Below are 23209 nucleotides of genomic sequence, written 5' to 3' on the forward strand. Positions count from 1 at the left end.
AAACATGGAATCCTTAAAGCATAATACTATTGTGATCATTCTTATTTGTTTGCTCTGTAGTTTTGTTGTTGCTGATGATACTGATGACAACGAGAACAATATTAACTCATCTATAAAACAACTTTCTGCGTTAATCGAAACATCTTCGTTTGATCAACAAGAAGCGGAGAAAATCGTAAGTAACATCTTAAAATCAAATGATGATAAAACGGTAGCGACATTAGAAAAGTTTTTTATTGCTGATCAATGGATATATATCCTCGCTGAAAGACGAGAAAAATTATTCTTCTTAAACGCCCTAAAAAACAACACTAATCTATTAAATGTAAAAAATTTTCTAAAGAAATATCTTTCTGAAGGCTATTTAAAACATCAAGAGCACCCTAAATATCATGAGATATTTCATAGTCTTATAATGGTAACGGCAGAATCTATTAATGAAAAAGAAGCCATTAAATTATTTAGTAATATTACAGAAAGCCCTCATTTTGAATCAGAGAAAATACAGGAACAATCAATGCTATCTGTTCTTAAAGGATTTATCAAAATTGGCAACGATCAGGCGTTTGATTATATTGAACAGCTAAAAGATTTACTTTGCCAGGATTTAGAAAACATTAATATGCTATCGGATTGCTCAAACGATAAAGCGGTCGATTATCTTTTATTCGTTATATTAAATATCGAAAAAGTATGGGAAAGCGATACAAAGAAGAAACAAATCATAATTACCGAGCAACTGCAAAAGGCAAAAATGGCAACTGCCTATATTTTTAGAGAAAAATGCCTTAATGCATTGCTTGGAGAAGGGTATAAGGATCAATTGAATGTATTTATTGGTCACAACAACAAAATCGAGAGCGAGGGGGTAAAATATTGGTCAAGCAAAAAGCTATCAGCGTGTTTAGATGAAATCAAAAAGAATCGAAAGATACTGGAGGGAGCTGAAAACATAGATCTTAAAATAGACCTTAATAAATTTATTGATAAGCTTTCTGAAATAATTGAGCAGAAAAATGAAAAAGAAAAGGAAGGTAAAAAAGATAAAGACAAACCTAAAGATTCTCCTGACCAATCAGATACCGATAAACCCAAGGATAATCCAGACGATAATCCAGACAGCGGTTCGGATAATCCCGAAAAACCTAAGTAGTCCCGATAAATCGGGATACCCGCCGCCCCGATAGTCGGAGCGAGCCTCGCCTATGGCGGGAGAGTGGTAAAAGATAAACAAGATTAAGCTGAATCGTCCTTATTCCCTAATGCTTAATTTATCGTTGACAGTTTCTCCGTCCTATTATATACTTACATCTCATCTTGCTTTGCATCTAGTAAACGAGTTAGCGGAAGCGCCTTACGAATGATAGACGTTTTGCGAAAATAGCGTCCGATAAACCGCGTAAATAAATGGATAGGAGGCGAGGTGTGTGTCCCGCGAGGAAATTCCTTAATTATAAAAGGAGGTGTGTATGATGAAAAGAATAAATTGGGTTCAAAGAATTATAACCGTGTCAGCAATCGGTGTGCTACTTGTTTTCTGTTTTACATTCTCTCATGCCGAGATAGACCAAAAATATTATGGTTTTTGGGTGGACACCAGAGACCAGAAATTAGCACCTGAAGAGCAAGCGCTTGTTGATCAGCCGGCAATGACAAGACCGGAGTTACTGAGGAAAGGCGCAAAGAATGATATTACTAATTTAAGGAATAGCGTTGAAGACGAACTTAGAATATATGTTTTGGCATTCATATGGGAAGACGATAAGATTCAAAAAGTAAAAAGCATCTTAAATAAACCATGGGACACGGAAGGGATTAACACTCTTTGGCAGCTAACATTCGGAAACGCGCCGGAATGGAAAGGCGTATGCGGACGAAAGCAACCGCTCTTAAATCTTTTCGTCTATATCACTACTAATTATAAAAACAATGAAATAAACGAATTAATCAAAGAAAAATTTGATGCGATAGCCAAAAGTATGCAAGATGAAAAACCAGAATTTGTGCATGTCAAAAACCCTAAGGTAGTTCAAGTAATGGAATTATGGTGTGCTATTGCCGAATACGGTTCCTTGGCTCTTATATCAAATACAATGTTGCAAACCGTAGAAAAAACTCCCGATGATACAAATTCTTATCCGATTGCTCGTTCGTTTCTGGAAATCTTTGCGGCTTATCCGTCCGAAGAAAGCATTAATCAGCTAAAGAATTTATTTAACAGCCTTTCTTGGGATAAAAATGATGACAGGAGAAAATACCTCGAGCAAATAGTTAAATGGAATGAAATGTTACTTCGCTATCCAGTTTTAAAGGTATTTAAATATACGCGACATATTAACGATTTACTTCAAAAGTGGGTTAAACAGGCTGATACGATGCAAGAAAGCGAACAAGACCGTACAGCATTTCTTGAAAAACAAATTGAGGGATATGTGAATGACCAAATAAAAAGAGCAAACGAACTTGAAAGTGGACGTATATTTACAAAACAAGGCTGGATTAAAGAAGCTAACCAAATAAAAAATAAACTAAAAATATTTAGGACAAAAGAAAAGCAAAATAATGCCAAAGATTCACCTGACCAATCAGATACTGATAAACCAAAAGATACGCCTGACAAGAAGCCCGACAGCGGTTCGGATAATCCCGAAAAACCTAAGTAGCAACTATACCCGTGAGTGGTAAAAGGATAAATAAATCACGGATAGGGTGGATATTATATCCGAGCAGGGTATACAATGCATCCAAATAGGGGATAGATTGCGCTTAAATAGGTCATACATCACGCTTGAATAGGTTGTCCATCACACCTGAATAGGTTACATACTTACGTCCGGGATACCATTAGAGAAATAGTTTACGCCTATCATAATCCTTTGTTTTAACCCATGTCAAACCGGATTTTAATTAGAATCATTCCAAAAAACATTTAAACCATTAGATTAAATACCAACCATCAATTTTTCCATAGGGGGTGGAGAATATCCCCAGAGGGGGTGGGGATGCTTTCCGTGCCACGGGGGAATACGATTTTCTATAGGGGGGATTACGTCATTCTATAAGGGGGAGTACGTCTGAACATAGGGGGGACTACGTCGGCCTATAGGGGGTATTACATCTGACTATAAGGGGTATTACGTCCGTGTAAAGGGGGTATTACGTCCGTATAGGGGGAGTATTCCATCCATGTAGAGGGTGTATTCCGTCCGTATAGAGGGGGCACTACGTCCATGTAGAAGGGGGATTACGTCTGTGTAGTGGGTGGAATAGCCTTTCAGGTAAGGGGGAGTTGGACTTTGGAGGGGGAGATGGTAGGGTATCTACCCCCCGGGGATACCCCCATGTGGAATATCAAAAACAGCCGTGGGTGGATTCTTCCTCATATATTCTGTAGGCGAGATTGAAATAGCCGTCCTCGGATAAATCACCCGGCACCGGATTGCCCCCGAACCTTGGGTGCGGGTATTCCACCTTTAAAGCGCTCAAGTAGCGGTCGAGCCGGATATCCAGACAATCCGCCATGCAAACGGTTTCCACTATTTTTATTATCGCGTCTTTCAAGCTATCAGTATATATTTCTTCCCAATAGGAAATGAGGACTCGCCTTGCCTTTTCGGCATCGAAGTAATGAGACAAATTGACGATACGTTTTTCCATATAGCATCATCCATCCATATAAAGTATAACCGATGATTAGAGCATTTTCAACCTAAATTTATTTGGGATGGAAAAATATTTATAATGAACTATTTGGGAATCGGTGCTGTATTATTTCGGGATTTACTTAGGATTTATTGAATCTGGGCTTCGTTTAACAGATTATCTCTTTTCTGAGAATCAAACACGGCTTCCTGCAATTCTTTATGTAATTCTTTACGTGACATATTTTTAATAAGACGCAAGACAAGATATCTAATAAGAGCAATTCTAATAATACCTTCTAATTTATTTATTTGCTCAATCATTTCTGCAAAATTTGTATATGCTAGTTGTACAAGATTAGCGCTTCCATGAACCCATTCATTTCGTGTTTTATATAAATCTTTATATATTTGGAAGATATCATACATCTTTTCATTGTCTTTTATGGATAAAACCGACATTTTTTCGCATAGTTTATGGGATAATTCCATTTCCGATATTCCACACATCGCTTCAGCGCAAGTCCATAAATCTACGATAACATCAAAAAACAATCCTGAAGTTGGAGCCCGAACAAAACAATAAAGAGCATTCAGTATATCAGATTGAGGATTTTGTGGTAATTGTTTGAATGATTCCCATAATAGCTTTGTTAGGGTTATAAGTTTGTTTTTATGCTCTTCGTCTATAAGATATGAATGAAAATCACCTGGTAATAATGACTGTGTCCCAGCGCATAATCGACTTGTGGTAGGTGTGTTGTTATAATATCTGACTTCAATTTCATCTGCTAATGCTATATAGCCAGAACGAGTCATTCGTAATAATGCCATTATTGCCCATGAACATGGATTGCGTCCTACGCTGAACGCATGTAAACCTGATAGTGTTTCCCAGCCAGAATCGTTTTTAATCTCAACACACCAAGCTTTAGATAAGATATTAATCGTTTCTGCATGCTGATCATCCCATCGGGCTTCTTTAACAAATCCGGTTGGCGTTATAGCTTCAGATGTTACACATTCCTTAGAACCATCTTCGTAACACTTAATAATTTGACTGACTTTTTTAGCCCTAAATATTTTTGCTAGCTCATGTTCAGAAAGTTTGCGTATAACAAATGGACCAATATCAACATTGCCAATAGCAGAATTAAGCCCGTTGATATAAATTAATTTTTGGGTATATGTAATATCATTATTCATCGCACACTTCCTATTTTCTGCTTTTCTTCCTCTGTCTATTAGATATTCTCTGCTCCTTATCGGTCAGGGCACAAGCCGCCCTTTTTTGCCCAAGCAATGCCAGACTACCCGCTCGGCTAACTCCATATCCGCATTAGATGTTGCTATCTTATCTTTTTCAGGAGAGATGCCATAAACCGGTTTATCATATCCCGGCGCATCGTCAAATCGGTTAATCTTACCTTGTTCAACCAGATAATCCAGCGCCTTTTGGGTTAAATCCATATCTATCTTGGTTCCCTTAGATATCTCGGAAGCGGTTCGCGTAGTCAATTTGTAGAGCTTTTTCAATAGGGTATCCGCTCGTTCGCGCATCACCGCCCACGCATCAAGCTCTTCCCATTCCGATTTTCGTTTCGGCATAAGCTTATTTGTTCCTTTTGGTGGTTTTTTAGGGAGTTATTTTTTGTCCTCTGTCATTAGGGGTCCCGTAATTGACTTCCCGGATTCTTTTTTGACTATCGCCTGGAATTCTTCCAGGTATTTAGTGTAATTATTTAAATTGCCTTTTGCCGCTGATTCATTCGCTAAGGTTAGCTTTGATATGAGCGCCTGGTATACCTCATAGTTAGTTATTGACCCCTCATCAAAGTATTTGGTTACGACCTTTTTCAGGTAGTCAACGGTGAGCTTAAGAGTACTCGCATTAGTTTCTCCCGAATAATCGCTACCGGTTTGTTCATCAAAGGCTTTAACCCGATAGAAATAAGGTGTGTCCTCTTGAAGGCCGGTATCTGAATAGCTTGTTGCATTAGAAGGAACCGTGGCAATTTTCTCGAACTTGCCATAGCATAGCTTGCGTTCTATAATAAAGCCATCTTCGCTCTTGGAATTATCCTGCCATTTGATATCTATTTGGGAAAGCGAAATCGGCGTGGCAACCAGATTTGACGGAGTGGCTAATAAAGTAGATACTTTTATCTCATTGGAATAACTGCTATTCCCTTTTTTGTTGTAGGAAAGCACCCTGTAATAATACGTGGTTTCGGTAGCAATCCCATCATCTTCAGACGAAACCGGCCCGCAATAATGACTGCCATCGGAAAATTTGGGTTGGAAAATCTGGACTATTTGTTCGTATTTACCGTTCATACCGGTTTTGCGTTCTACAATAAACCCTTCCGAATTGTTCGAATTATCCGTCCAAGTCAGGCAGATTTCAGAGGCAGATACAACATTGGCATGTAAACCAGTAGGGGCAGCTGGAATATGGTTTTCCAGTATCAATAGATAGAGATTTGAGAATTCATTTGCTCTTGAAGTCGTTTTATTAGAGCCGGAAGACCCGATAATTATGTCATCGTTTGGAGCGCCGGCGCCCGTTACAGTAAGTAAAGTAGTTAATAATAAAATAACCGTAATTATTTTTATTATTTTGAGCATACTCTATAGCCTAATTATATTTCCTCTCCTATATCATCAACTGTGTGTTTTTACGCTCCGCATCCGTCAGATTGACTATCTGCGCGTCTATCTTGAGCTTCTTTTCCCGCGCCAGCCATCCGGCAGAGAGAATCGTTAAATACGGGTCGCGCTTTATCTTTTCCGGCAAATCAGTCAGGCTGGTCGCCCCGTTCTTTTTCAGGTATTTCCAGATATCGCCCGCGGTCTCGCCTATTTTATCAATCGTAATGAGTTCTTTAACTTTAGAAGGCAGGAATTCTTTTTTAAGCATATTCTTTAAGGCATCCAGTTTCTGCTTGGTTTCCAGCTTTTCGTGGTGGACTTTGCTGACCAGCATGCCGAAGGTATCTTCCCAGTCAAAGAGGTCCTGCCTGCATTTGGGGCAGACCCTTAGATGCGCAAAGAGTTTTTCCTCTTTTTCCCTGGTCAGGAAGGTCGTATCGCCCATTACGTAATCGGTCAAATCCATTTCCATTTCCGAGCATTCAGCCGTTGCCTGGCATTGGTTTTTCTTCTTTACCATTTTCCTTCTCCTTTATCTCTCTTAATAATTGTAGCATAAGTTTGCGCAAACGGCAAACTTTTTGCCTCAGATTTGGCAGTTCGTATTTATCAAAAGGCGGGGTTTTATGGATATTCTCATAAGCCATCTTGCCCGGTTCCTGCCCGGCCATGAGGAGCATGAGTTGCCGGTCTTCTTCGGGCAATTGAGCCAGGATTTTCTTAAGCCTTTCCATCTCGCGGTCGTAGTTCTTAGGGTGCGGCCTTAAATCAGCTATATCCAGAGGCAGTTCTTCGGTATATATTTCAGTCAATGATTTTGGCTGGTGGCGATGTCTTTTGTTCCCAATCCAGCAGACATTCTGGCATATCTGGTAAAACCATGCCTTGAAAGAGCCCTCGCCGGAAGGGGTGAATTCATTATTATTAAGCTTTTCCAGCGCGGTCAGGCATGCCTGTTGGACGAGGTCATCTATAAATCCTTTGTCCCGATACCAGCTTTGGCTGCGGATATAGTTCCAGCCAGGTTCGTAATAACGGCTAAACAGGGTTTCCATGCAATTTGCTTTTAATAACTCCTCATCCGACCTGCCGTCCGTTACCATATATAGACTCCTTCAACAGATTAGTAAGCAATTATCGTGCCAAGTGACAAAATACCGCTAAAGACGATTTTAACGCACTTCTATTCCTAAATAAAGCTTTTCACAGGTGTTCCCCTGCCAATTCATGTAAAGGGAGTGTCAAAAAGTGTAAAGTAATTTGGCAACACATCAAGGTCGCTATACACAAATCTGATAAATTTTGCCCTTCTTAAAAGATTTCCTGTCACAAGAGGCTCGTTTTGGAATTAGGATATGCAAGGGGATGAGTAACAATGAAGAAAAGTGATGAAAGTGAGGGTAAAGATATGGAAAACGAAACCAAAAACAAACAGGGGTGCAAGTTATGTGGGAAACCGTTACCGAACGGTAACAGCTTGGTTAACCAAACAGCCCGGACGTTAGGTTATTGCCGGTATTGCTACAAAGGAGAGTTCCCAAGACAGCATAAATATACCAGGATGAATTTACGGGAGGGGACAGGCGGACCTTTGTCATGGTCAGAACGCAGGTTATCTGAACAAGCAGGCTTTAACCCGGAGGTCTGGTCTCCGGAATTCCGCGCGGAGATGGAAGACTACTGGGAAGCCAGAATGAGAGGTGAGGTATGACTACAAAGTTACAAGTTACAAGTAGCAAGTTAAAAGTTGGAAGGCTCCTGATAATACTTATTACAGGAATCCTATGTATCGGAGTTACCGCCTGGGCGACTAAGCCTGCGGAACTTCCTTCCGGCGTTACCATTATAAAGCCAATGGATAAAGCCAATAACCCATATCAAAAGGAATACGATGAAATGCTTGCACCTACAGTTATGATTGAAACGCTGACGGGATGCGGAAGCGGGGTTGTAATTCCGAGTTCAATAGTTCAACAGCTTAATAGTTCAAAAGAAACTTACATATTAACGGCTGCTCATGTAGTGGGGAAATACGCCAAAGTTGAAGTTACATTTTACAATTACGATAATTCTACATTTAACATAATTACGGCATCCGTAGTAATGACAGATACTTCCAAAGACTTAGCCCTTCTTCGTGTTCTTTGTGACCTTAGTGGTGAAAAGATTTATCCAGCGAAGTTGGCAAAGAGGGATTACAAGCCATATCTATTTGCAGAAGTTTGGGTGGTTGGATGTTCTTTAGGATTAGACCCCAGGCCTTCTTTTGGTCATCTTTGCGCCTTAGCGGTCGATTCTTGGGAAGTCTCTGCACCTGTTCTACCTGGGAATTCGGGCGGGCCTGTATATGCGAAGCGAAGCGCCGTCCCGTCTAATGACGGGAACGCCTACCAATATGAGTTAATCGGTATTGCTGTGTGGGTCAGGCTGTATGGCGACCAGTTAATAACTACCATGGCGGGAATAGTTCCTATCTCGGAAATATACAATTTCCTCGACCAAAGGACTAAAGAACCGAAGGACGAAAGGACATTAAATAGTTCTTCCGTTTTTCCGTTCCTCAGTTCTTCTGTTCGTCAATCAGACGCATCGAGGTGTCTTTCCGTTAGCATGCGCGGAAGGGAGATGTATCGGCGGATAGATAAATTAATGAAGTATCCCTACCCGACAGAAACAGGAAGTGGCCCCGGCACCTTCGGCCGGGACGACCGAACATGTTTAATCTGTAGGGTCGGGACCTTCGGGGATACTACCATGAGTACAGTAAAACTATGGATAAAGCTGGCCGTAAACCCGCTGACGACTGCCGTGCCTAAGATGGCTGAACTTTGGGCGAATGGTCTGTCCAACAATGCGGACAAGCTGATTGACCGCATTAAGACGACTATCCCGGATGAAATCACCTATCTTTCACGGATTGCCGAACCTGCGGAACAGGAATTCCGGAAAGTGCTTGACCCTGCTTTTATCAGCCGTAAAGGCAAAAACAAGAACAGGATAAATGCCACACAGGCTTATAAAATCAAGCAGGCATGGGCAAGGTATCTGAAGAATCTTGAATATATGTTTGAGAACGTTGACGGCGTCGCCGCCAAGAGGTTTAAAGACAAAGTTCAGGCTTCCAAAGATGCTTATGCCGACAGGTTAAGCGAAACCACGCTTGCCTTGACAGGCGTTAAGGCATTGGAATCCGGTCCGGCAAGGATAGCGGTGTTCTGGTTATCAGGCGACTCAAAAGCCAAAGGGCTGATGAGAGCCGCTGACCAGTACGTTGCCGCGAGCGAACCTTTTAACGTCACCACGATGGAAAAGAGGAATTCGCTCAGGTCTTTGTTATTCGCTCGCCTGATTCAGGGAGGGATAACAATCATCCATGCGGGAATGGGGATGCCGGTCATAACGGAAGTCAATACCCTCTTGAACTCGCTTGTTCAGGGGATGATTGACCCGATGTTAGGGCTGGAAAGCTTTACTCCAGGCGGAGCAAGCCACGTTGACTTTATCAAGGATAACGGACAGTTGTTCTTGGAGGTAAAAGTCAGTCAGGTGTAAACGTGGAAACGTTTATAAGCTGATAGGTTGATAAGAGGGCGTCCCAATCAAAGGGGTTGCGGACGCCCCTTATTTTATTCAATCACCGTAGTGCCCCACCTGCGCTATCGCTTCGGGGGCGTCGTTGCTACTCCGCATTTCTCCCCTTTCACTTCGTTGCGGGGGCTACCGATTGATTAAAAACAGAATGGTGCTTATTCTACAATGGTTTCACACTTGGGAAGGGCATTAATGAAGAATCTGCCATACTGCTTGGTGACCACTCTATTATCCAGTATCACAACCATGCCCTTATCCGTCTTGGTCCTAATTAATCTCCCGAATCCCTGCCTCAGCTTGATTATCGCCTCCGGCAGGAAATAGCCCATGAAAGAATCTATTCCCTCACGCTCCATCTTCTCTATCTTCGCCTCGACCACCGGTTCGGAAGGCACTGGGAAAGGGAGCTTGGTGATAATAATATTTTCCAATGCCGCGCCCGGCACATCCACACCCTGCCAGAAGCTGTCCGCCCCGAAGATGACCGAGCCGACCCGGTTCTTGAATTCCTCCAGCATCTTGTGACGCGGCAGGTCCTTGCCCTGCAGATATGCCGCCATCCCGGCTTTTTCCAGCTCCGGATAAAGATGCTCATACATCCGGTTCATGAGGTCATAGCTCGTAAAAAGGACAAAGGCGCTTCCTTTGGAAAGATTGAGGTATTTCATTATCCGCTCTCCCGCCATCGGCAGGAACGATGCCTTGTCATTCGGGTCCGGCATGTCACGCGTCAGGAACATCCTGACCTGCTTCTGGTAATCAAAGGGCGAGCCGAGAATCACTTCCCCGGTCTTTTCTATCCCGAGTATTTTCTTGAGATACCCCAGCCCGTCCTTTTGCGCAGTTGCCAAGGTCGCGCTGGTGAGTACCACGCTTTTTAATCTCCCGAAGAGAATCTTTTTCAGGCTTTCCGCCACAGAGACCGGGGCGCTTTTCAGGATGATGTTCGGGCGGTTAAAACGGGACTTCCGCTTTTCTATCCAATAGACTCCATTCGGAGTATTTGTTGTATTCACCGAGGGAGAGTCTTCGCACTCGCTCACGTCTGATTGCTTCACAAAGTTTTCCAGTTCCAGTGCCAGCGATGCGGTGCGTATAAGGAACGCGTTCAGTTCTGTTTCATCAAATTTCCGTGCCCCCTTCATATTTTTCTTCTTCAAGAGTTCGTCTTTGAGTTCTTTCAGGTCGAAGTGGAGACGGGAGAGTTCGGCGGAGAGGGGATTGGGGACAAAATCCTTTTTCCTGACGCGGCCGTTTTCCGGCGCCTCGTTTTCATACCACTCGATAATCGAATTGAAGAAGCATTCCGCGGCATCGCGCGCGGATTGGAGCGATTCCTTGCAGCGCCTTAACGGCGTAATCTTGGGAGGGATAAATGAGAGCAATCCCTTATTCGTCCGCGGGTTATAGATGGAATTAAGCAAATAATTAACGCGGTAGTTGGAGATATCCAGCCCTAAATGGCTCTGGGCGACGCTTTCCAGCCGGTGGGCCTCGTCTATTATCGCCACGTCGTAATTCGGGAGGATGTTGTTTTCCTCCTCGCGCATCAGGGCGTCCATAAGAAGGAGCGCGTGGTTGACGACGATGATATCGGCGTTCCAGACGGCGTTCCTCGCCAGCCGGTAAAAGCATTGGCGGTAATAAGTGCATTTCTTCCCGGAGCAGTTATCGCGCTCGCAGGAGACCTCTGACCAGACCTTGTCCGAAGGCGTCCAGCTGATATCGGAGAGGCTGCCTTCCTTGGTCTTGGCTGACCATTCCTTTAATCGGGAGAGCTCCTCCAGTTCAAGAGAAGTCTCGAAGAGTTCGGATTGGTAATTGGCGGCGCGGTTAAGTCGCCTGAGGCACAGATAATTATTGCGCCCTTTGACCAGTGCCGAGGTAAAAGGAACGCCAAGAATATCTTTTAAGAGAGGCAGGTCTTTATGGAAAATCTGTTCCTGGAGATTAATGGTATGTGTGGAGATGACGACTGCTTGGCTGTTAATACCTTCTGCGGTGTCTTCACGTGTTTCCCTGGCAGAGCAGGCATAGGCGATAGCGGGAATAAGGTAGGCAAAGGTCTTGCCCACTCCGGTGCCTGCCTCGACCATCAAGTGTTGTGATTCGTTAATTGCCTTGACGACCGCCTTGAACATTTCGACCTGTTGTGGCCGCGTTTCGTAGCCGGGCATCTTCTTGGAAATGAGTCCGTTGGGTGAGAATATTTCTTCAGGATTCATTGTAGTAATATATTACATCAACTTGTCTTTCCGTGCTTGCCGCCCTTGGCGAGCCTCGCCTTTGGTGGGACTCGGAATCTATTTTCTGGATTCCCGCTGGAGTTTATCCCGCCTTTCGGCGGGGCGGGAATGACATGTGGCGCCGGAATGACAATCGGGAAAGATACTTCATTTCTTCCACTCCTTCGGAGTAAGGGTTTTATTTGCCGACCACCAGTTGTCCCATACTGCTTTACCGGTAAATGCCTGGTTGGTGAAATAGGATATTATTTTACGGGCTTTATCCCTTACCTGGGTATCCGGGTTTTCCAGGAAGTTAGCGACTTTTTCAAGCTTTGTGCATTCGCCCAAAGAGACCAGCGCGGCAGAGGCTTTCATGCTGACCATGGGGTCGTCATCAGTTGAAAGCCTTGAAAGCGAGCTTCTGGCTTCCGGGAAGGTTTTTGCGCCGCCGCCTGCCTTGAAATAAGAGGAATACTGTTTGATTTCCGTATTGTCCTCTATCAGCTCGTATTCAGGCTGTTCGGTTATGATAAGGTAAAAGAGGTCAGCCAGGAGAGTTTTGAGTGTGGCATGCTGGTCGCGGTATTTTTCCGTGATATTCTGGTAAACGGTTTTATTGTTGAATTGGCCGTAATAAGCGAGGATAATCATTCCTTTGGTTGCACGTATCTTTTTTGCCAGGTCGCCTTTCTGGTATTCTTCGAATAGTATTTTGAGCGCGTTTGCCGGGTTTCCTGCCAGCGCCTTGGCAAGCGGTTCAAGGTTCGGCGATTCGGTATCCAATATGGCCGCTTTTAAGGTTTCGTCGGGAGAGGCGGCTTTTGGTTTTCCATCATCCGGTTTTTCCTTAAAGAATTGGATGTATACACTAATTCCGATGGCGGCCAGGGCGATAATGGTGATAGCAAACCTGACCAGCGGCTGTTGGAAGAATGAAAACTTTCGTTGGGCGCGCCCGCTTTTCATGAATCCGACCTGCGTTCCGCAGGCATGGCAGATAACATCTCCCTGAGGTATTTCCGCGCGGCATTTGGGGTTGGGGCAGCGCTTGGTTCCGGAGCTCTCCGGCGGAGGCAAAGGCGCTTTTTTATCGCCTTTGGCAGGAGATGGCGCGGTTTCCTTTTGCTTTGGCGGTTCGTTTTCCAGAGGTAGCAATTCCAGTTTATCCGAGGTTGGGCGTTTAGGGATAGGGACTTCAACCGCCATGGCGCATTGGGGGCATTTTACTTTTTTACCGGCCAGTTCGTCCTTGGTCTTTATTTTCTTACCGCATTTACAGGAGAAAAGTATCGGCATAAAATAGAATAATAACAAAACTTTTGAATAAAGCAAGTTTTGTTAGACATATATTTAAGTAACTCGTAGAGATTTTCTTGCTTGTGATAAGCCAAAGGGATATAATTGATATATGCTGAAAATGGTTTCACAGGATTTGCAATATCCCCCTTCAAGGGAAGAGCTGATAGACCAGATGTATTATCATTCCTATCCGTTTTTCCTGGAAAGCCTGATGGAGAATCCATCGTTCGGCAGGTATTCATATTATGGGTCAGACCCGTTTCTGGTTTTGAAGTCCAAGGGAATGCGGATTACGGTTATCAAGTCGAATAAAGTAATCCATAAAACCGGTAATCCTTTTAGTGAGCTGAAGGAAATACTGAAAACATACAGGCTGGAATCCGCGCCCTTGGGTGAAGAGACGGCTCCGTTTATCGGCGGCGGGGTAGGTTATATGGGTTACGACCTGTGCCATTTTGTGGAGAAACTTCCGAACACGGCGAAAGACGACCTGGGTTTTCCGGATATGTTTTTCGCCTTTTACAATCAACTGATTGTCCATGACCACCTGAAAAACAAGATGACTCTGGTCAGATTGGTGGCCGCGGATAATTCAATCTCCAAGCCAATCTGCATGAGCATGACCGGCCGCCGGTTCAGGATTAAGGAGACGATGCCGACCAAGTTCGTATCCAATTTCAGCCGGGCGGATTATTTGAGGGCGGTAAAGGAAGCCAAAGAGTATATCGCAGCGGGTGATATTTACCAGGTCAATCTTTCCCAGCGGTTCAAGACGGATTTTTACGGTTCGCCTTTACATCTATATAAGAAGCTGAGCAAGATTAACCCGGCGCCTTTCAGCGCGTTTCTTAGGCCGAATCCGTGGCAGATTGTTATGAGCTCTTCCCCGGAGCGGTTCCTGAAGGTGAAAGACGGAGTGGTCGAAACCAGGCCGATAAAGGGAACCAGGCCGCGCGGGAAGACAAAGAGCGAAGATAATAAATTGAAGAAAGCGCTTTTGGAAAGCGAGAAAGATAATGCGGAGCTTGCCATGATTGTGGATTTGGAGCGTAATGACCTGGGCCGGGTGTGCAAATACGGCTCGGTCAAAGTGACAAATGCAAGAGAGTTGGAAAGCTACCAAACGGTGCATCACTTAGTGGCAACCGTAAAGGGGGAACTGTCGCCTGATAAGGATGTAGTCGATTTAATCAAGGCGTCGTTTCCGGGCGGTTCGATTACCGGCGCGCCGAAGATACGGGCGATGGAAATAATAGACGAACTGGAACCGACCGCGCGCGGGCCTTATACGGGCGCTTTGGGCTGGATAGGGTTCGACGGCACGATGGATTTATCCATTGCCATAAGAATTTTACTTGTAGATACACCCCTTAATCAGACGATAAATAAAGTATATTATCAGGTCGGCGGCGGTATTGTTGCCGATTCTGTGCCTGAAGCCGAATATAAAGAAACGCTGGATAAAGGCAGGGCTCTGGAGAGGGCATTAATTGAAAGCCAGAACAGCTGATGACTAATTTAGCATATATGAATGCAGGGACTGCTTTGAATACCGCCAATATTTTCAGCATTTTCGCTTCTGTCCAGGGAGAAGGCATTTATGTAGGAGTCCCCCAAATATTCATACGTTTTACCGGATGCAATATCCGATGCGGTTATTGCGATACGGCAGAGGCGCTTACGCCGCAGGCGATTGCCCGGGTTGAGGCAACGCCGTTTTCCGGAAATATGACGCTGTTATCAAACCCGCTTTCAATCGAAGTGATTGCCGGCCATGTAAAAGGGATGAATGATAGTTTTAACGGATTTCATTCGATCGCGTTGACCGGCGGAGAGCCCTTGGTCAGCAACGGGTTTCTGAAGAAGCTTTTACCGGCACTTAAGGGGACCGGGTTAAGGATATTCCTGGAAACCAACGGGACATTACCGGAAAAGTTGGAAGAAATGATAGAAATGGTGGATATTGTTTCAATGGATATAAAAATACCGTCCAGTATGCAGAACGGAACGATTGATTGGAATAAAACCAAGGCGTTCTTGGAAATTGCCTCCAGGAAAGATTGTTACGTGAAAATAATTATAGACGATAAAATCCAGGAGGAGGAATTAAAGAAAGCGGGCGATTTGGCGGCAAGTATCAATCCGGATATGCCGGTGGTAATACAACCGGTTTCTTCAGGCAGTAACGGGAAAAGCGGCAGTTGCGTTTCCCTGAAGAAACTTGCCGATGCCTACGGCATTTTACGGGCAGTGCTGAGCGATGTGCGGATAATACCGCAGGTCCATAAACTGGCCGGATGGAATTAATAAATACTTGAAACTTAAGGCGTTTTGATTTATTATGCTGGCTAATATGTTTTCTCCCAAAGAACTGTTAAGCGTTGAAATCGGCGGGGAATACCTGAAGCTTGCCCATATCAAGAAATCCGGAAGCGGAGTCCGCGTACTTAAGATGGTGAGCAAGGATATCCGCCCCCTTTCCGATGACGAGATTTCAGAATTTATAAAGAATTACGTTGCCGAGAACCAGATTAAAACCAAAAAGGTTATTACGTTCATCAGCCCGCGTTATACGATAAACAAAAACATAGAACTGCCTTCCACTAACGAAGCGGAAATAAAAGAAATCATCAATCTGCAAGCCAGCCGCCATACGCCGTATTCAAGGGATGAAATTGTTATTGATTATATCCCGATAGGCGTTATCAAGGGCGGTTATACAAAAGTGCTTTTGGTGATAGTAAACAAGGATATTATCAAAAAATACCAGGATATCCTGGAACGGACCGGATTAGAATTAACGAAAGTAGTTTTGGGCAAGGAAATAATCTGCCGGTGGTTCCAGGAATTAAGAGGCGCCCAGCAGGAACCGGTTTGCCTGCTACACGTGGATTATGCCGGCACCGATTTTTTGGTGGTGCAGGACGGCAAGGTGATTTTTGCCAGAAACATTCCGATAGGGGCCTATCAATTAAATTATGAAGGACCGGCGCAACAGGAAAGATTCCTGAAAGAAATCCAGAGTTCCCTGGAAAGTTACCAGGTGGAAAACGTGGACAAGTTCAAACGGGTGGTAATGGTTGGGGCGGTTGATAAGCTGGCAGAATTGCCGAAAGTATTGGGAACCCAGTTTGGTTTTTCGGTAATGAACGAACCGTATTTTGACCGTGCTTCTTTCATGCCGGAAGTGCAGTCTGTCAAGGAAGCGGATAGCAAGGAAATGTCTTATTTACCGGCGTTATACGCACCGTTGTGTTATCAATTAAATGATTTTATCGACCTTACACCCGAGGATATCCGCCTGCGCGAAATCATGGCGGAAAAGAGCCGCGACCTTATATTCACCGCAACGCTGGTAATGTTTATTCTGATTGTCGGCTCTTTCGTGCTTTACAATAAAATAACGACCAAACAAACAACCCTTAAGTCATTCGTTGGTATTTATGAGAAAGAACATCAGGATGCATTGAAATTGAAGGAATTTTACAAGCAAACCGGGGTTATCAAGAGATATTTGGATGAAAGGACTTTCGCTCTTGAAGTGATAACAGAGATGTACCGCCTGGCACCCAAAACTGTTTGGCTGAATAACATCAGCTATGTTTATGAGAAAGATAACAGGAATCTTAAGCTTGACGGAAGCGGGGAATCGTTAGCCGATATCCAGAGGTTCATCGATTCTCTGAAAGAATCCCCGTTTTTCGAGGTGGATAAAGCCACGAAAAATATGCGTGGGGAACTATATGATTTTGAAGTGGTTTGCCTGTTCAAAAAGAATAAGGCTGTCGTAAAAGCGGAGAAATAAATATGGGTTGGTGGGCAAAGTTGTCTCAAAGGGAAAAAAGGCTTTTTTCCGTTGCTGTGGCCGTTATTGGCGTGTGCTTCCTTTGCTATTTTATCTTGTTCCCGGCTTTTGACAAGATAGAAAGTATTGATAATGAGATAGAAAAATATAAGGAAGACATAAAATCAGACAGGTATTATTTAACTAATAAGGAAAAAATAGAAAACGACTATAATGATTTTAACAGCCGTATCATAGGGATTATTGCAATTAAAGATGCAACCGAGCTGCAAAGATTCATCGAGCGAAACGCAGCGGTTCGGGGAATCGGTGTGGAGAATATAAAAGAGGAGCCTAAAAGCGGGGAAAGCGCTATTTCCGTCAGATGTGACTGCTTCGGGACAAGGGACAAGATGATTGCTTTTTTATATGACATAAGTACATCGGATGTTCCGGTAAAGATAACCAAGCTGACATTATCTCCGAAAAAGGAAGATTTTGCCGCAACGTTTTTCATTTCTCTTGTTACATTAAAACCAGGCAAATAGGCATTTTTTACACTGGGCTAAACAAGCGGATTCAGGGTTTTTAACTGCTTTAGGTAGGCATTTCTAACGGTTTGTAGAAATTCCGTATATGCTTTTGTTTTATAATCAGGGTATGTCCATGGCCAGGATTGATAGCTGCCGTTCTGGTAGTAGAGAGTGATTTCCGCATAAATTCCTTTGGAAAGATATATACGGTGTGAATAATCTTTTGTTGATGCCAATAACAGTTTAGCCGCATCCAAATATCCGGGGTCAAGGTTTATCGGCCGGGGTATATTGCCTTGCCGGCGGGTATTTACGAATTTGTCTTCAAGCTTATTGGTCCATATTTTTATCCCAGGGAGAGTGTCCGGTTCGATAAGTTTGGAAAACGATAGGAATTGGCGTAGGATTGGTTTCCCCATGGTTTTGTTGTAATAATCAGTGAAGTCAAAAGGGATTAAAGCGGTTTTGTGGTCAATCGCCCCGAATTTTTCCAGAAGATGTCGTTCCGCTTCCGGAAATAATTCTGGTATTGACGAAAGAATTCCGGTAATCAGCTTTACCGGCTTCGGTATTTCTATTTTGCCCATGTAGAGTTTAAGGGTCGATGATTAAACGATACTTTGTAAGCTAATCCCTCAAACTGCTTAGGTGCTTTTAAGGAATTTTAACAACCGCACCGCTGTTATCCTGATTTTGTCGTCGCTCTCATACATCCCGGCTTTTATCCTGGATTTGATGGTCCATAATTTCTGGGATGCGAGATTAAACGTTGAGGCATCAGAGCGGGAAGATGTTTTATTCCCTCTCTCTCTCAAATAGAAACAATGCTGCGACCGTCTTTTGTTGTAATGCATACCCCCCTCCTCTCTCTATTTCCTCTATATATAAATATCGGTGTTACTACAAAAAAACTTTAGGCGGCAATATATTTTTCTTGTAAAAGGGGGGGCTTTATTATAAGATAATCTTCAGAATGATATTTAACAAAAGCAGGTCTATTAATTTTTTATGCTTGCTTATTGCGGCATGTATTATAAGCACGCCGTTGCTTATTTTCACGCAAGAGCCGGACGAGAGCGAATCCCAGCCGGAAAACAATGAGCCACGCAAATCAGTTTCTGCGGAGGATGTGTCAAAGCTGGAAAGAATAGTATCCAGGTTGCGAAACATGGAGTTTAAGGATAAAGTCAAGATAGGTTTTAAGAACAAAAAAGAGCTTAAAAAGAAAATAGTAGATGATTACCAGTCGGAAGAGTGGAGCAAGGAATCGGCTAACATTCAAAAGGCACTGGTTAAAATGGGGCTTATTCCCAGCGAACTAGACTTAAATAAATTTATGGTTGAGTTGCTCACCGAGCAAATAGCCGGATTCTATGATCCTGAAGCTAAAGAGCTTTATTTGATTGAAGCCGATGAAGGCGAAAAGATGTCCCCGGAAGCCTTACAGATAGAAATGCTTTTCGGTGTTCCTTACACTAATTTTACGGGCGTCCATGAATTAACGCATGCATTACAGGACCAGAATTACAATTTGAGGACCTTGCCTATGAACAGCCTGGAAAATGATGATATTGCCACTGCTGTCCAGGCTTTGGTTGAAGGTGATGCCAGCTATGTCATGTATGATTATCTTATGCAGCGAATCGGCCGGGACCTTGCTCTTTTTCCCGATATTATCGGGAATATGGATAATGTTCCGCTTGGGGGTAAAGATGTTTTCAGCACAGCGCCTAACTATATTAAAGAAGGGCTTTTGTTTCCCTATATGCAAGGTTTGCATTTTGTGCTTAAGGTGAAATCAGAATACGGATGGGATATGATAGATAATATGTATGAAAAGAGATTGCCAGCTTCCACCGAGCAGATTTTACACCCGGAAAAATATACTTCCAAAGAGCCGGATAATCCCATAACCGTAACATTGCCCGATTTGACCGGTTTTTTGCCTGCGGAACAATACGAAAAGCTGTTTGAAAATGTCATCGGTGAATTTACGCTTACAATCTTGATCAAGGAATACTTGCCGAGTATAAAAAACAAGCAAATCGCTGCTGGATGGGGCGGCGATAAGTTTGCGGTATTTGAGAAGAAAGGGAATCCTTTATCAAAAGAACAACAAGAAAAAGTAAAAGATCTTATTAATGAACTTGAAAAAGGCAAGCCAGAAAATGCCAAAAAAGCCGAGTCAGAATTGTTTCTTCTTGGCATATCCACGGTGCCGTTTCTTAAGGAAAGCTGGATTAAAGCTGAAAACGCTGAGGTAAAACAGGTGATTAAGCGGGCAGAGGAAAAAATCCAGGATGCCAATACGATGTTGGTTTGGTATACTACTTGGGATACCGCTAAAGATGCTAAAGAGTTTTACGATGCGTTTTTTAAATTACTGGCTAAAAAATATGATAATGCAGAAATTATCGAGCAGACAGCGGCTAAAGACGAAGGCAAAACAATCTGGTCTTTGGAAAGCAACGCGGTTTCACTGGAGATAAGGGATAAAATGGTTTTGGTGATTGAATGTATTCCCAGAGGCATATTAGCCAAGGTAAGTTCGTCTGTATGGCAAAATACAAAAACCGAAGAATTGAAAGAAGTTAAACGCATTGAACTTGAAGAGAAAAAAGAAGAGGAAAAATGAACGTTCAGGTGACTTTTACCAAAAAGGGTGATATTAATATTATAGAGCTTTCAGGGCGTTTTGTCGGTAAAGAAGCGGAAGATGTGATAAAAGAAGTCACTAATCGTTTAAACACTAAAGATAAAGCTAAAGTAATCATTGATTTGACCAATCTTGAATATATAGGCAGCCAGGGAGCTTCGGCTTTGATGTTCCTTTCGGAAAAATATAGTCTCAGGGTAGTTTCTCCGCAATCGATAGTGTTAAATACATTAACCCTCTTAAAGTTAGAACAAATCATCGGCATATTTGCAACGGTGGATAAAGCCGTTGAGGATTTAAAAAAGAGTTGATAAGTAAAAGGAGATGTATATGCAACAAGGGGAAATTCGGTACAGCCGGACTCATGAATGGGCTCGGATAGAGGATGGCAATATTGCGTCTGTGGGGATTACCGATTTTGCGTTGCAACAATTGAGCGATCTTGTTTATATAGGCCTTCCTAAAATTGGGCAGCCTGTTAAAAGTGAAGCTCCTTTCGGGGAAGTGGAATCCGTTAAAGCTGTTTCTGATTTGAACGCTCCGCTTTCGGGTGAGGTTGTTGAAATTAATGAAAATATCGTTTCTAATTTGGGTTCGATTAACAAAGACAACTGGTTGATTAAAATAAAGCTGGGTCATGAAAAAGAATCTGAATGGACTAAGTTGCTTTCGGAAAAAGACTACGATAAATTAAAAGAGGCCGGCAAATAAAAATTTACCCGGTTTTAAAAATAATTTGTTGACAATACCCAAAAAGTGTATTATACTAAAGACGAAAGGGGTAGAAACCGAAAAATATATTAGGAGAGGGTTAAGGAAGAGGATAAAAGGATTTAAAAAGGCATCATATATAATATTATCCAGAACTGGTTGATTTCTTCTTTATTCTCCCCTAAATAATTGCAAGGTGTAACAACTATCATAATAATTAGAATTACTAATAAAAGAAAGGGGGTGAGAAAAATGAGAGAGAAAAAAGGCTTTACCCTGATAGAACTCTTGGTCGTAATCGCTATTATCGCCATATTAGCGACCGTTCTTTTGCCGGCAGTTGTTGGAGGCAATAAAAAAGCCAGAAAAACAGCTTGTGCGCAAAACCTGCAAAAACATCTCTATCAAGCAATGTTCCGTTATGTAACAGACATCAATTATGGCGCTTATCCGAAAGGGGATAATTATAAGGGCAAAAACTTCTGGGAGGTTTTAAGAAATGCGCCTACAATAGATGAAAGCATTCTGGCAGACGACAAAAGAAAACATGTATATTATGTATGCCCGGTCAAAGGCGGTATGTCCGGTTTTGGTGTGAATGATTATCGCGGGCCTATTAATACGACTGGTAAGTTGATTACCTCCGGAACCAAAGGCACCCAGCCCATCGCAGGGGATATTGTGGATAATCATGGCGATGATACGGTAAACATCCTGTTTTTTGATGGCACTGTGGAAGAAGTAAAAAAAGGGACCAGCGAGTGGGATGATGCCAACAATAATTTGACTGATGAAGGAGGCGGCGAAGGAACCACACCATAACTCTAATAACAGCGGGAGTTCCCCGCCTGTGAAGGCGGGGGTGAAAGCCGTTTCCAGCAACGAAGTTGCTGGACAGGCGAAGCCTGAAGCAATAAGAACCACGCCTGTAAAGGCGTGGGTATCTATCTAAAACTCTTGGCGAAGGCAACCTTTCTTTAAGAAGGGTTGCCTTTTTTTATGCCCGGTTTTACTTGCCTGAGATAAGCAGATTGTAAAGGGGAATTTTTACTTGACATCAGGGTTGTTTTTAATGTAGATATTACTATATAATATATTATGAACGCATTATTTAAAAAGACTGTTTTGGCAATCTTATTGGGCGCGGCGGTGTTTGTTCCGTTTTTGTTTGCTCAGGATAATTCAGGTGCTAAAGCTAAAGTTCGCCAGCGTTGGATGTTGGAGTTTGCCAACAATCCACCAAATGTTTTTACTTACGTTACCCCGAGCGATAAACGGGAGAATTATTGGTATATGGTATATACCATCACTAACCCGACGGATGATAAAATCAATCTTGGAGTTGATATATGTGTGCGTGCGATTATCGATAAGGAAAATATCGATAAGGAGAAACCCGTAAAAGATACGGATAAATATTACCAGGATGCCATCCATCCATTTATTGAAGATGGAATAATAATTGCCGAAGAGAAATTGGCCGGGCTTAATCAAACACTCCAGGCAGACAGAATTAAAGAGTTAAAAAAGAAATTGAATTATTTGAATTGTAAAGAACTCAGGGATAAAAAGGAAATATTGCCTAAAGAAACAATCAAATGTTTAGCCGTATTTAATGAATTTGATCCGAAGAGCGTCCGCTTTGAAGTAATGGTAGGAGGGTTATTTGACGTTATAAAATGGCGTTTTGATGCCGATCCTCCTCCTAATCCGGTTGGTAATTCAGCTAGTGAAAAAATAGTATACGGATACGAATGTAAAATAAGGAAAGTTGTTTACGATTGCCCGGGAGATGAGTTTTGGGACCAGACACGTGCTTTGGAAGAAGTCAGGAAAGAATGGCTTATCAGGGATTACGGTCCGTTTGGTGATAAAAAAGGACTGGAAAGCATGATGGAATCGTTAAGCGACCCGAATCCTTTATTGCGCTGGACAGGCTGGTATTTGCTTTATAATCTGACAGGCCTTGATTTTAAGTACAATCCTGCTAAAGCACCTGACGATAATAAAGAATCTCTTGACCGCTGGCGTGAATGGTGGCACCGGAATAAAGAGAATCTTTTTTACAACTCCGCTACAAACCGGTTTGAAGTGCGCAATACAGGGAAATAAAT

23 protein-coding genes are annotated in these 23209 nt (G+C 42.9%); 13 read left to right on the forward strand and 10 right to left on the reverse strand.

Annotation, left to right across the window (positions count from 1 at the left end; translation table 11 throughout):
* Positions 1-4 precede the first annotated feature (4 nt).
* Positions 5-1153: a hypothetical protein gene (locus tag HY811_09810; protein MBI4835097.1), complete on the forward strand. Its 1149-nt coding sequence runs from the start codon at positions 5-7 to the stop codon at positions 1151-1153.
* Between the two features lie 316 nt (positions 1154-1469).
* Positions 1470-2663, forward strand: a complete 1194-nt coding sequence (locus HY811_09815) for a hypothetical protein (GenBank protein MBI4835098.1) — start codon at positions 1470-1472, stop codon at positions 2661-2663.
* A gap of 688 nt (positions 2664-3351) precedes the next feature.
* On the opposite strand, the gene HY811_09820 is transcribed toward HY811_09815, so the two are convergent.
* The 6 genes from HY811_09820 to HY811_09845 form a co-directional block, all read right to left on the reverse strand.
* Positions 3352-3657, reverse strand: a complete 306-nt coding sequence (locus tag HY811_09820; protein MBI4835099.1) for a hypothetical protein — start codon at positions 3655-3657, stop codon at positions 3352-3354.
* A gap of 134 nt (positions 3658-3791) precedes the next feature.
* A complete protein-coding gene (locus HY811_09825; protein ID MBI4835100.1) occupies positions 3792-4847 on the reverse strand; it encodes a hypothetical protein in 1056 nt (351 codons plus the stop codon).
* A gap of 63 nt (positions 4848-4910) precedes the next feature.
* Positions 4911-5249: a hypothetical protein gene (locus HY811_09830; protein ID MBI4835101.1), complete on the reverse strand. Its 339-nt coding sequence runs from the start codon at positions 5247-5249 to the stop codon at positions 4911-4913.
* Between the two features lie 36 nt (positions 5250-5285).
* Positions 5286-6269 (reverse strand): fibronectin type III domain-containing protein, encoded by a 984-nt coding sequence (locus HY811_09835; protein MBI4835102.1) that lies wholly within the window; start codon positions 6267-6269, stop codon positions 5286-5288.
* Between the two features lie 28 nt (positions 6270-6297).
* Positions 6298-6813: a winged helix-turn-helix domain-containing protein gene (locus HY811_09840; GenBank protein ID MBI4835103.1), complete on the reverse strand. Its 516-nt coding sequence runs from the start codon at positions 6811-6813 to the stop codon at positions 6298-6300.
* The gene (locus HY811_09845) at positions 6776-7396 is read right to left on the reverse strand and encodes a sigma-70 family RNA polymerase sigma factor (protein MBI4835104.1); all 621 of its coding nucleotides are present in this window, start codon (positions 7394-7396) and stop codon (positions 6776-6778) included. Before HY811_09845 ends, HY811_09840 begins: the two co-directional genes overlap by 38 nt.
* 272 nt (positions 7397-7668) lie before the next feature.
* On the opposite strand from HY811_09845, the gene HY811_09850 reads away from it, so the two are divergent.
* Both HY811_09850 and HY811_09855 read left to right on the forward strand, forming a co-directional pair.
* Positions 7669-8004, forward strand: coding sequence for a hypothetical protein (locus HY811_09850; protein ID MBI4835105.1), 336 nt, complete (start codon positions 7669-7671; stop codon positions 8002-8004).
* The gene (locus tag HY811_09855; protein ID MBI4835106.1) at positions 8001-9845 is read left to right on the forward strand and encodes a trypsin-like peptidase domain-containing protein; all 1845 of its coding nucleotides are present in this window, start codon (positions 8001-8003) and stop codon (positions 9843-9845) included. The genes HY811_09850 and HY811_09855 overlap by 4 nt, the downstream gene beginning before the upstream one ends.
* Positions 9846-10039: 194 nt before the next feature.
* Here HY811_09855 and HY811_09860 read toward each other — a convergent pair whose 3' ends face one another.
* Positions 10040-12109 carry a DEAD/DEAH box helicase gene (locus HY811_09860; GenBank protein MBI4835107.1) on the reverse strand — a complete coding sequence of 690 codons (2070 nt, stop codon included), beginning with the start codon at positions 12107-12109 and terminating at the stop codon, positions 10040-10042.
* Between the two features lie 168 nt (positions 12110-12277).
* Positions 12278-13408, reverse strand: coding sequence for a hypothetical protein (locus HY811_09865; GenBank protein ID MBI4835108.1), 1131 nt, complete (start codon positions 13406-13408; stop codon positions 12278-12280).
* A gap of 112 nt (positions 13409-13520) precedes the next feature.
* Between HY811_09865 and pabB the strand changes: the two genes are divergently transcribed.
* From pabB to HY811_09885, 4 genes are read left to right on the forward strand one after another with little or no spacing between them, the layout of a single operon-like run.
* Positions 13521-14921 (forward strand): aminodeoxychorismate synthase component I, encoded by a 1401-nt coding sequence (pabB, locus tag HY811_09870; GenBank protein MBI4835109.1) that lies wholly within the window; start codon positions 13521-13523, stop codon positions 14919-14921.
* On the forward strand, positions 14921-15718 hold the full coding sequence (locus HY811_09875; protein MBI4835110.1) for a 7-carboxy-7-deazaguanine synthase QueE: 798 nt from the start codon (positions 14921-14923) through the stop codon (positions 15716-15718). The genes pabB and HY811_09875 overlap by 1 nt, the downstream gene beginning before the upstream one ends.
* 34 nt (positions 15719-15752) lie before the next feature.
* On the forward strand, positions 15753-17216 hold the full coding sequence (gene pilM / locus HY811_09880; protein MBI4835111.1) for a pilus assembly protein PilM: 1464 nt from the start codon (positions 15753-15755) through the stop codon (positions 17214-17216).
* A 2-nt stretch (positions 17217-17218) separates the two neighbouring features.
* A complete protein-coding gene (locus HY811_09885) occupies positions 17219-17743 on the forward strand; it encodes a type II secretion system protein M (protein MBI4835112.1) in 525 nt (174 codons plus the stop codon).
* A gap of 17 nt (positions 17744-17760) precedes the next feature.
* Here the strand turns inward: HY811_09885 and HY811_09890 are convergent, their stop codons facing one another.
* On the reverse strand, positions 17761-18315 hold the full coding sequence (locus HY811_09890) for a DUF4416 family protein (protein MBI4835113.1): 555 nt from the start codon (positions 18313-18315) through the stop codon (positions 17761-17763).
* Positions 18316-18372: 57 nt separating this feature from the next.
* Positions 18373-18582, reverse strand: a complete 210-nt coding sequence (locus HY811_09895) for a hypothetical protein (protein MBI4835114.1) — start codon at positions 18580-18582, stop codon at positions 18373-18375.
* A gap of 119 nt (positions 18583-18701) precedes the next feature.
* Here HY811_09895 and HY811_09900 point away from each other — a divergent pair, with 119 nt between their 5' ends.
* The 5 genes from HY811_09900 (at position 18702) to HY811_09920 (ending at position 23207) form a co-directional block, all read left to right on the forward strand.
* Positions 18702-20363 carry a hypothetical protein gene (locus HY811_09900; GenBank protein MBI4835115.1) on the forward strand — a complete coding sequence of 554 codons (1662 nt, stop codon included), beginning with the start codon at positions 18702-18704 and terminating at the stop codon, positions 20361-20363.
* Complete coding sequence (locus HY811_09905; GenBank protein ID MBI4835116.1) at positions 20360-20695, forward strand: STAS domain-containing protein; 336 nt, start codon at positions 20360-20362, stop codon at positions 20693-20695. Before HY811_09900 ends, HY811_09905 begins: the two co-directional genes overlap by 4 nt.
* Positions 20696-20714: 19 nt before the next feature.
* Positions 20715-21095 carry a glycine cleavage system protein GcvH gene (gcvH, locus tag HY811_09910; GenBank protein MBI4835117.1) on the forward strand — a complete coding sequence of 127 codons (381 nt, stop codon included), beginning with the start codon at positions 20715-20717 and terminating at the stop codon, positions 21093-21095.
* 252 nt (positions 21096-21347) lie between these two features.
* Positions 21348-21917 (forward strand): type II secretion system protein, encoded by a 570-nt coding sequence (locus HY811_09915; GenBank protein MBI4835118.1) that lies wholly within the window; start codon positions 21348-21350, stop codon positions 21915-21917.
* 276 nt (positions 21918-22193) lie between these two features.
* Positions 22194-23207, forward strand: coding sequence for a hypothetical protein (locus HY811_09920; protein MBI4835119.1), 1014 nt, complete (start codon positions 22194-22196; stop codon positions 23205-23207).
* Positions 23208-23209 lie beyond the last annotated feature (2 nt).

The sequence above is a fragment of the Planctomycetota bacterium genome (assembly GCA_016207825.1).
GTDB lineage: Bacteria > Planctomycetota > MHYJ01 > JACQXL01 > JACQZI01 > JACQZI01.

What these genes read in the sequence shown, in the direction of transcription:
- HY811_09835 (MBI4835102.1), bottom strand. Translation starts at nt 6,269, where the DNA reads ATGCTCAAAATAATAAAAATAATTACGGTTATTTTATTATTAACTACT.
- HY811_09840 (MBI4835103.1), bottom strand. Translation starts at nt 6,813, where the DNA reads ATGGTAAAGAAGAAAAACCAATGCCAGGCAACGGCTGAATGCTCGGAA.
- HY811_09810 (MBI4835097.1), top strand. Translation starts at nt 5, where the DNA reads ATGGAATCCTTAAAGCATAATACTATTGTGATCATTCTTATTTGTTTG.
- gcvH (MBI4835117.1), top strand. Translation starts at nt 20,715, where the DNA reads ATGCAACAAGGGGAAATTCGGTACAGCCGGACTCATGAATGGGCTCGG.
- HY811_09855 (MBI4835106.1), top strand. Translation starts at nt 8,001, where the DNA reads ATGACTACAAAGTTACAAGTTACAAGTAGCAAGTTAAAAGTTGGAAGG.
- HY811_09920 (MBI4835119.1), top strand. Translation starts at nt 22,194, where the DNA reads ATGAACGCATTATTTAAAAAGACTGTTTTGGCAATCTTATTGGGCGCG.
- HY811_09850 (MBI4835105.1), top strand. Translation starts at nt 7,669, where the DNA reads ATGAAGAAAAGTGATGAAAGTGAGGGTAAAGATATGGAAAACGAAACC.
- HY811_09895 (MBI4835114.1), bottom strand. Translation starts at nt 18,582, where the DNA reads ATGCATTACAACAAAAGACGGTCGCAGCATTGTTTCTATTTGAGAGAG.
- HY811_09890 (MBI4835113.1), bottom strand. Translation starts at nt 18,315, where the DNA reads ATGGGCAAAATAGAAATACCGAAGCCGGTAAAGCTGATTACCGGAATT.
- HY811_09820 (MBI4835099.1), bottom strand. Translation starts at nt 3,657, where the DNA reads ATGGAAAAACGTATCGTCAATTTGTCTCATTACTTCGATGCCGAAAAG.
- HY811_09830 (MBI4835101.1), bottom strand. Translation starts at nt 5,249, where the DNA reads ATGCCGAAACGAAAATCGGAATGGGAAGAGCTTGATGCGTGGGCGGTG.
- HY811_09915 (MBI4835118.1), top strand. Translation starts at nt 21,348, where the DNA reads ATGAGAGAGAAAAAAGGCTTTACCCTGATAGAACTCTTGGTCGTAATC.
- pilM (MBI4835111.1), top strand. Translation starts at nt 15,753, where the DNA reads ATGCTGGCTAATATGTTTTCTCCCAAAGAACTGTTAAGCGTTGAAATC.
- HY811_09900 (MBI4835115.1), top strand. Translation starts at nt 18,702, where the DNA reads ATGATATTTAACAAAAGCAGGTCTATTAATTTTTTATGCTTGCTTATT.
- HY811_09875 (MBI4835110.1), top strand. Translation starts at nt 14,921, where the DNA reads ATGACTAATTTAGCATATATGAATGCAGGGACTGCTTTGAATACCGCC.
- HY811_09905 (MBI4835116.1), top strand. Translation starts at nt 20,360, where the DNA reads ATGAACGTTCAGGTGACTTTTACCAAAAAGGGTGATATTAATATTATA.
- HY811_09865 (MBI4835108.1), bottom strand. Translation starts at nt 13,408, where the DNA reads ATGCCGATACTTTTCTCCTGTAAATGCGGTAAGAAAATAAAGACCAAG.
- pabB (MBI4835109.1), top strand. Translation starts at nt 13,521, where the DNA reads ATGCTGAAAATGGTTTCACAGGATTTGCAATATCCCCCTTCAAGGGAA.
- HY811_09845 (MBI4835104.1), bottom strand. Translation starts at nt 7,396, where the DNA reads ATGGTAACGGACGGCAGGTCGGATGAGGAGTTATTAAAAGCAAATTGC.
- HY811_09815 (MBI4835098.1), top strand. Translation starts at nt 1,470, where the DNA reads ATGATGAAAAGAATAAATTGGGTTCAAAGAATTATAACCGTGTCAGCA.
- HY811_09825 (MBI4835100.1), bottom strand. Translation starts at nt 4,847, where the DNA reads ATGAATAATGATATTACATATACCCAAAAATTAATTTATATCAACGGG.
- HY811_09860 (MBI4835107.1), bottom strand. Translation starts at nt 12,109, where the DNA reads ATGAATCCTGAAGAAATATTCTCACCCAACGGACTCATTTCCAAGAAG.
- HY811_09885 (MBI4835112.1), top strand. Translation starts at nt 17,219, where the DNA reads ATGGGTTGGTGGGCAAAGTTGTCTCAAAGGGAAAAAAGGCTTTTTTCC.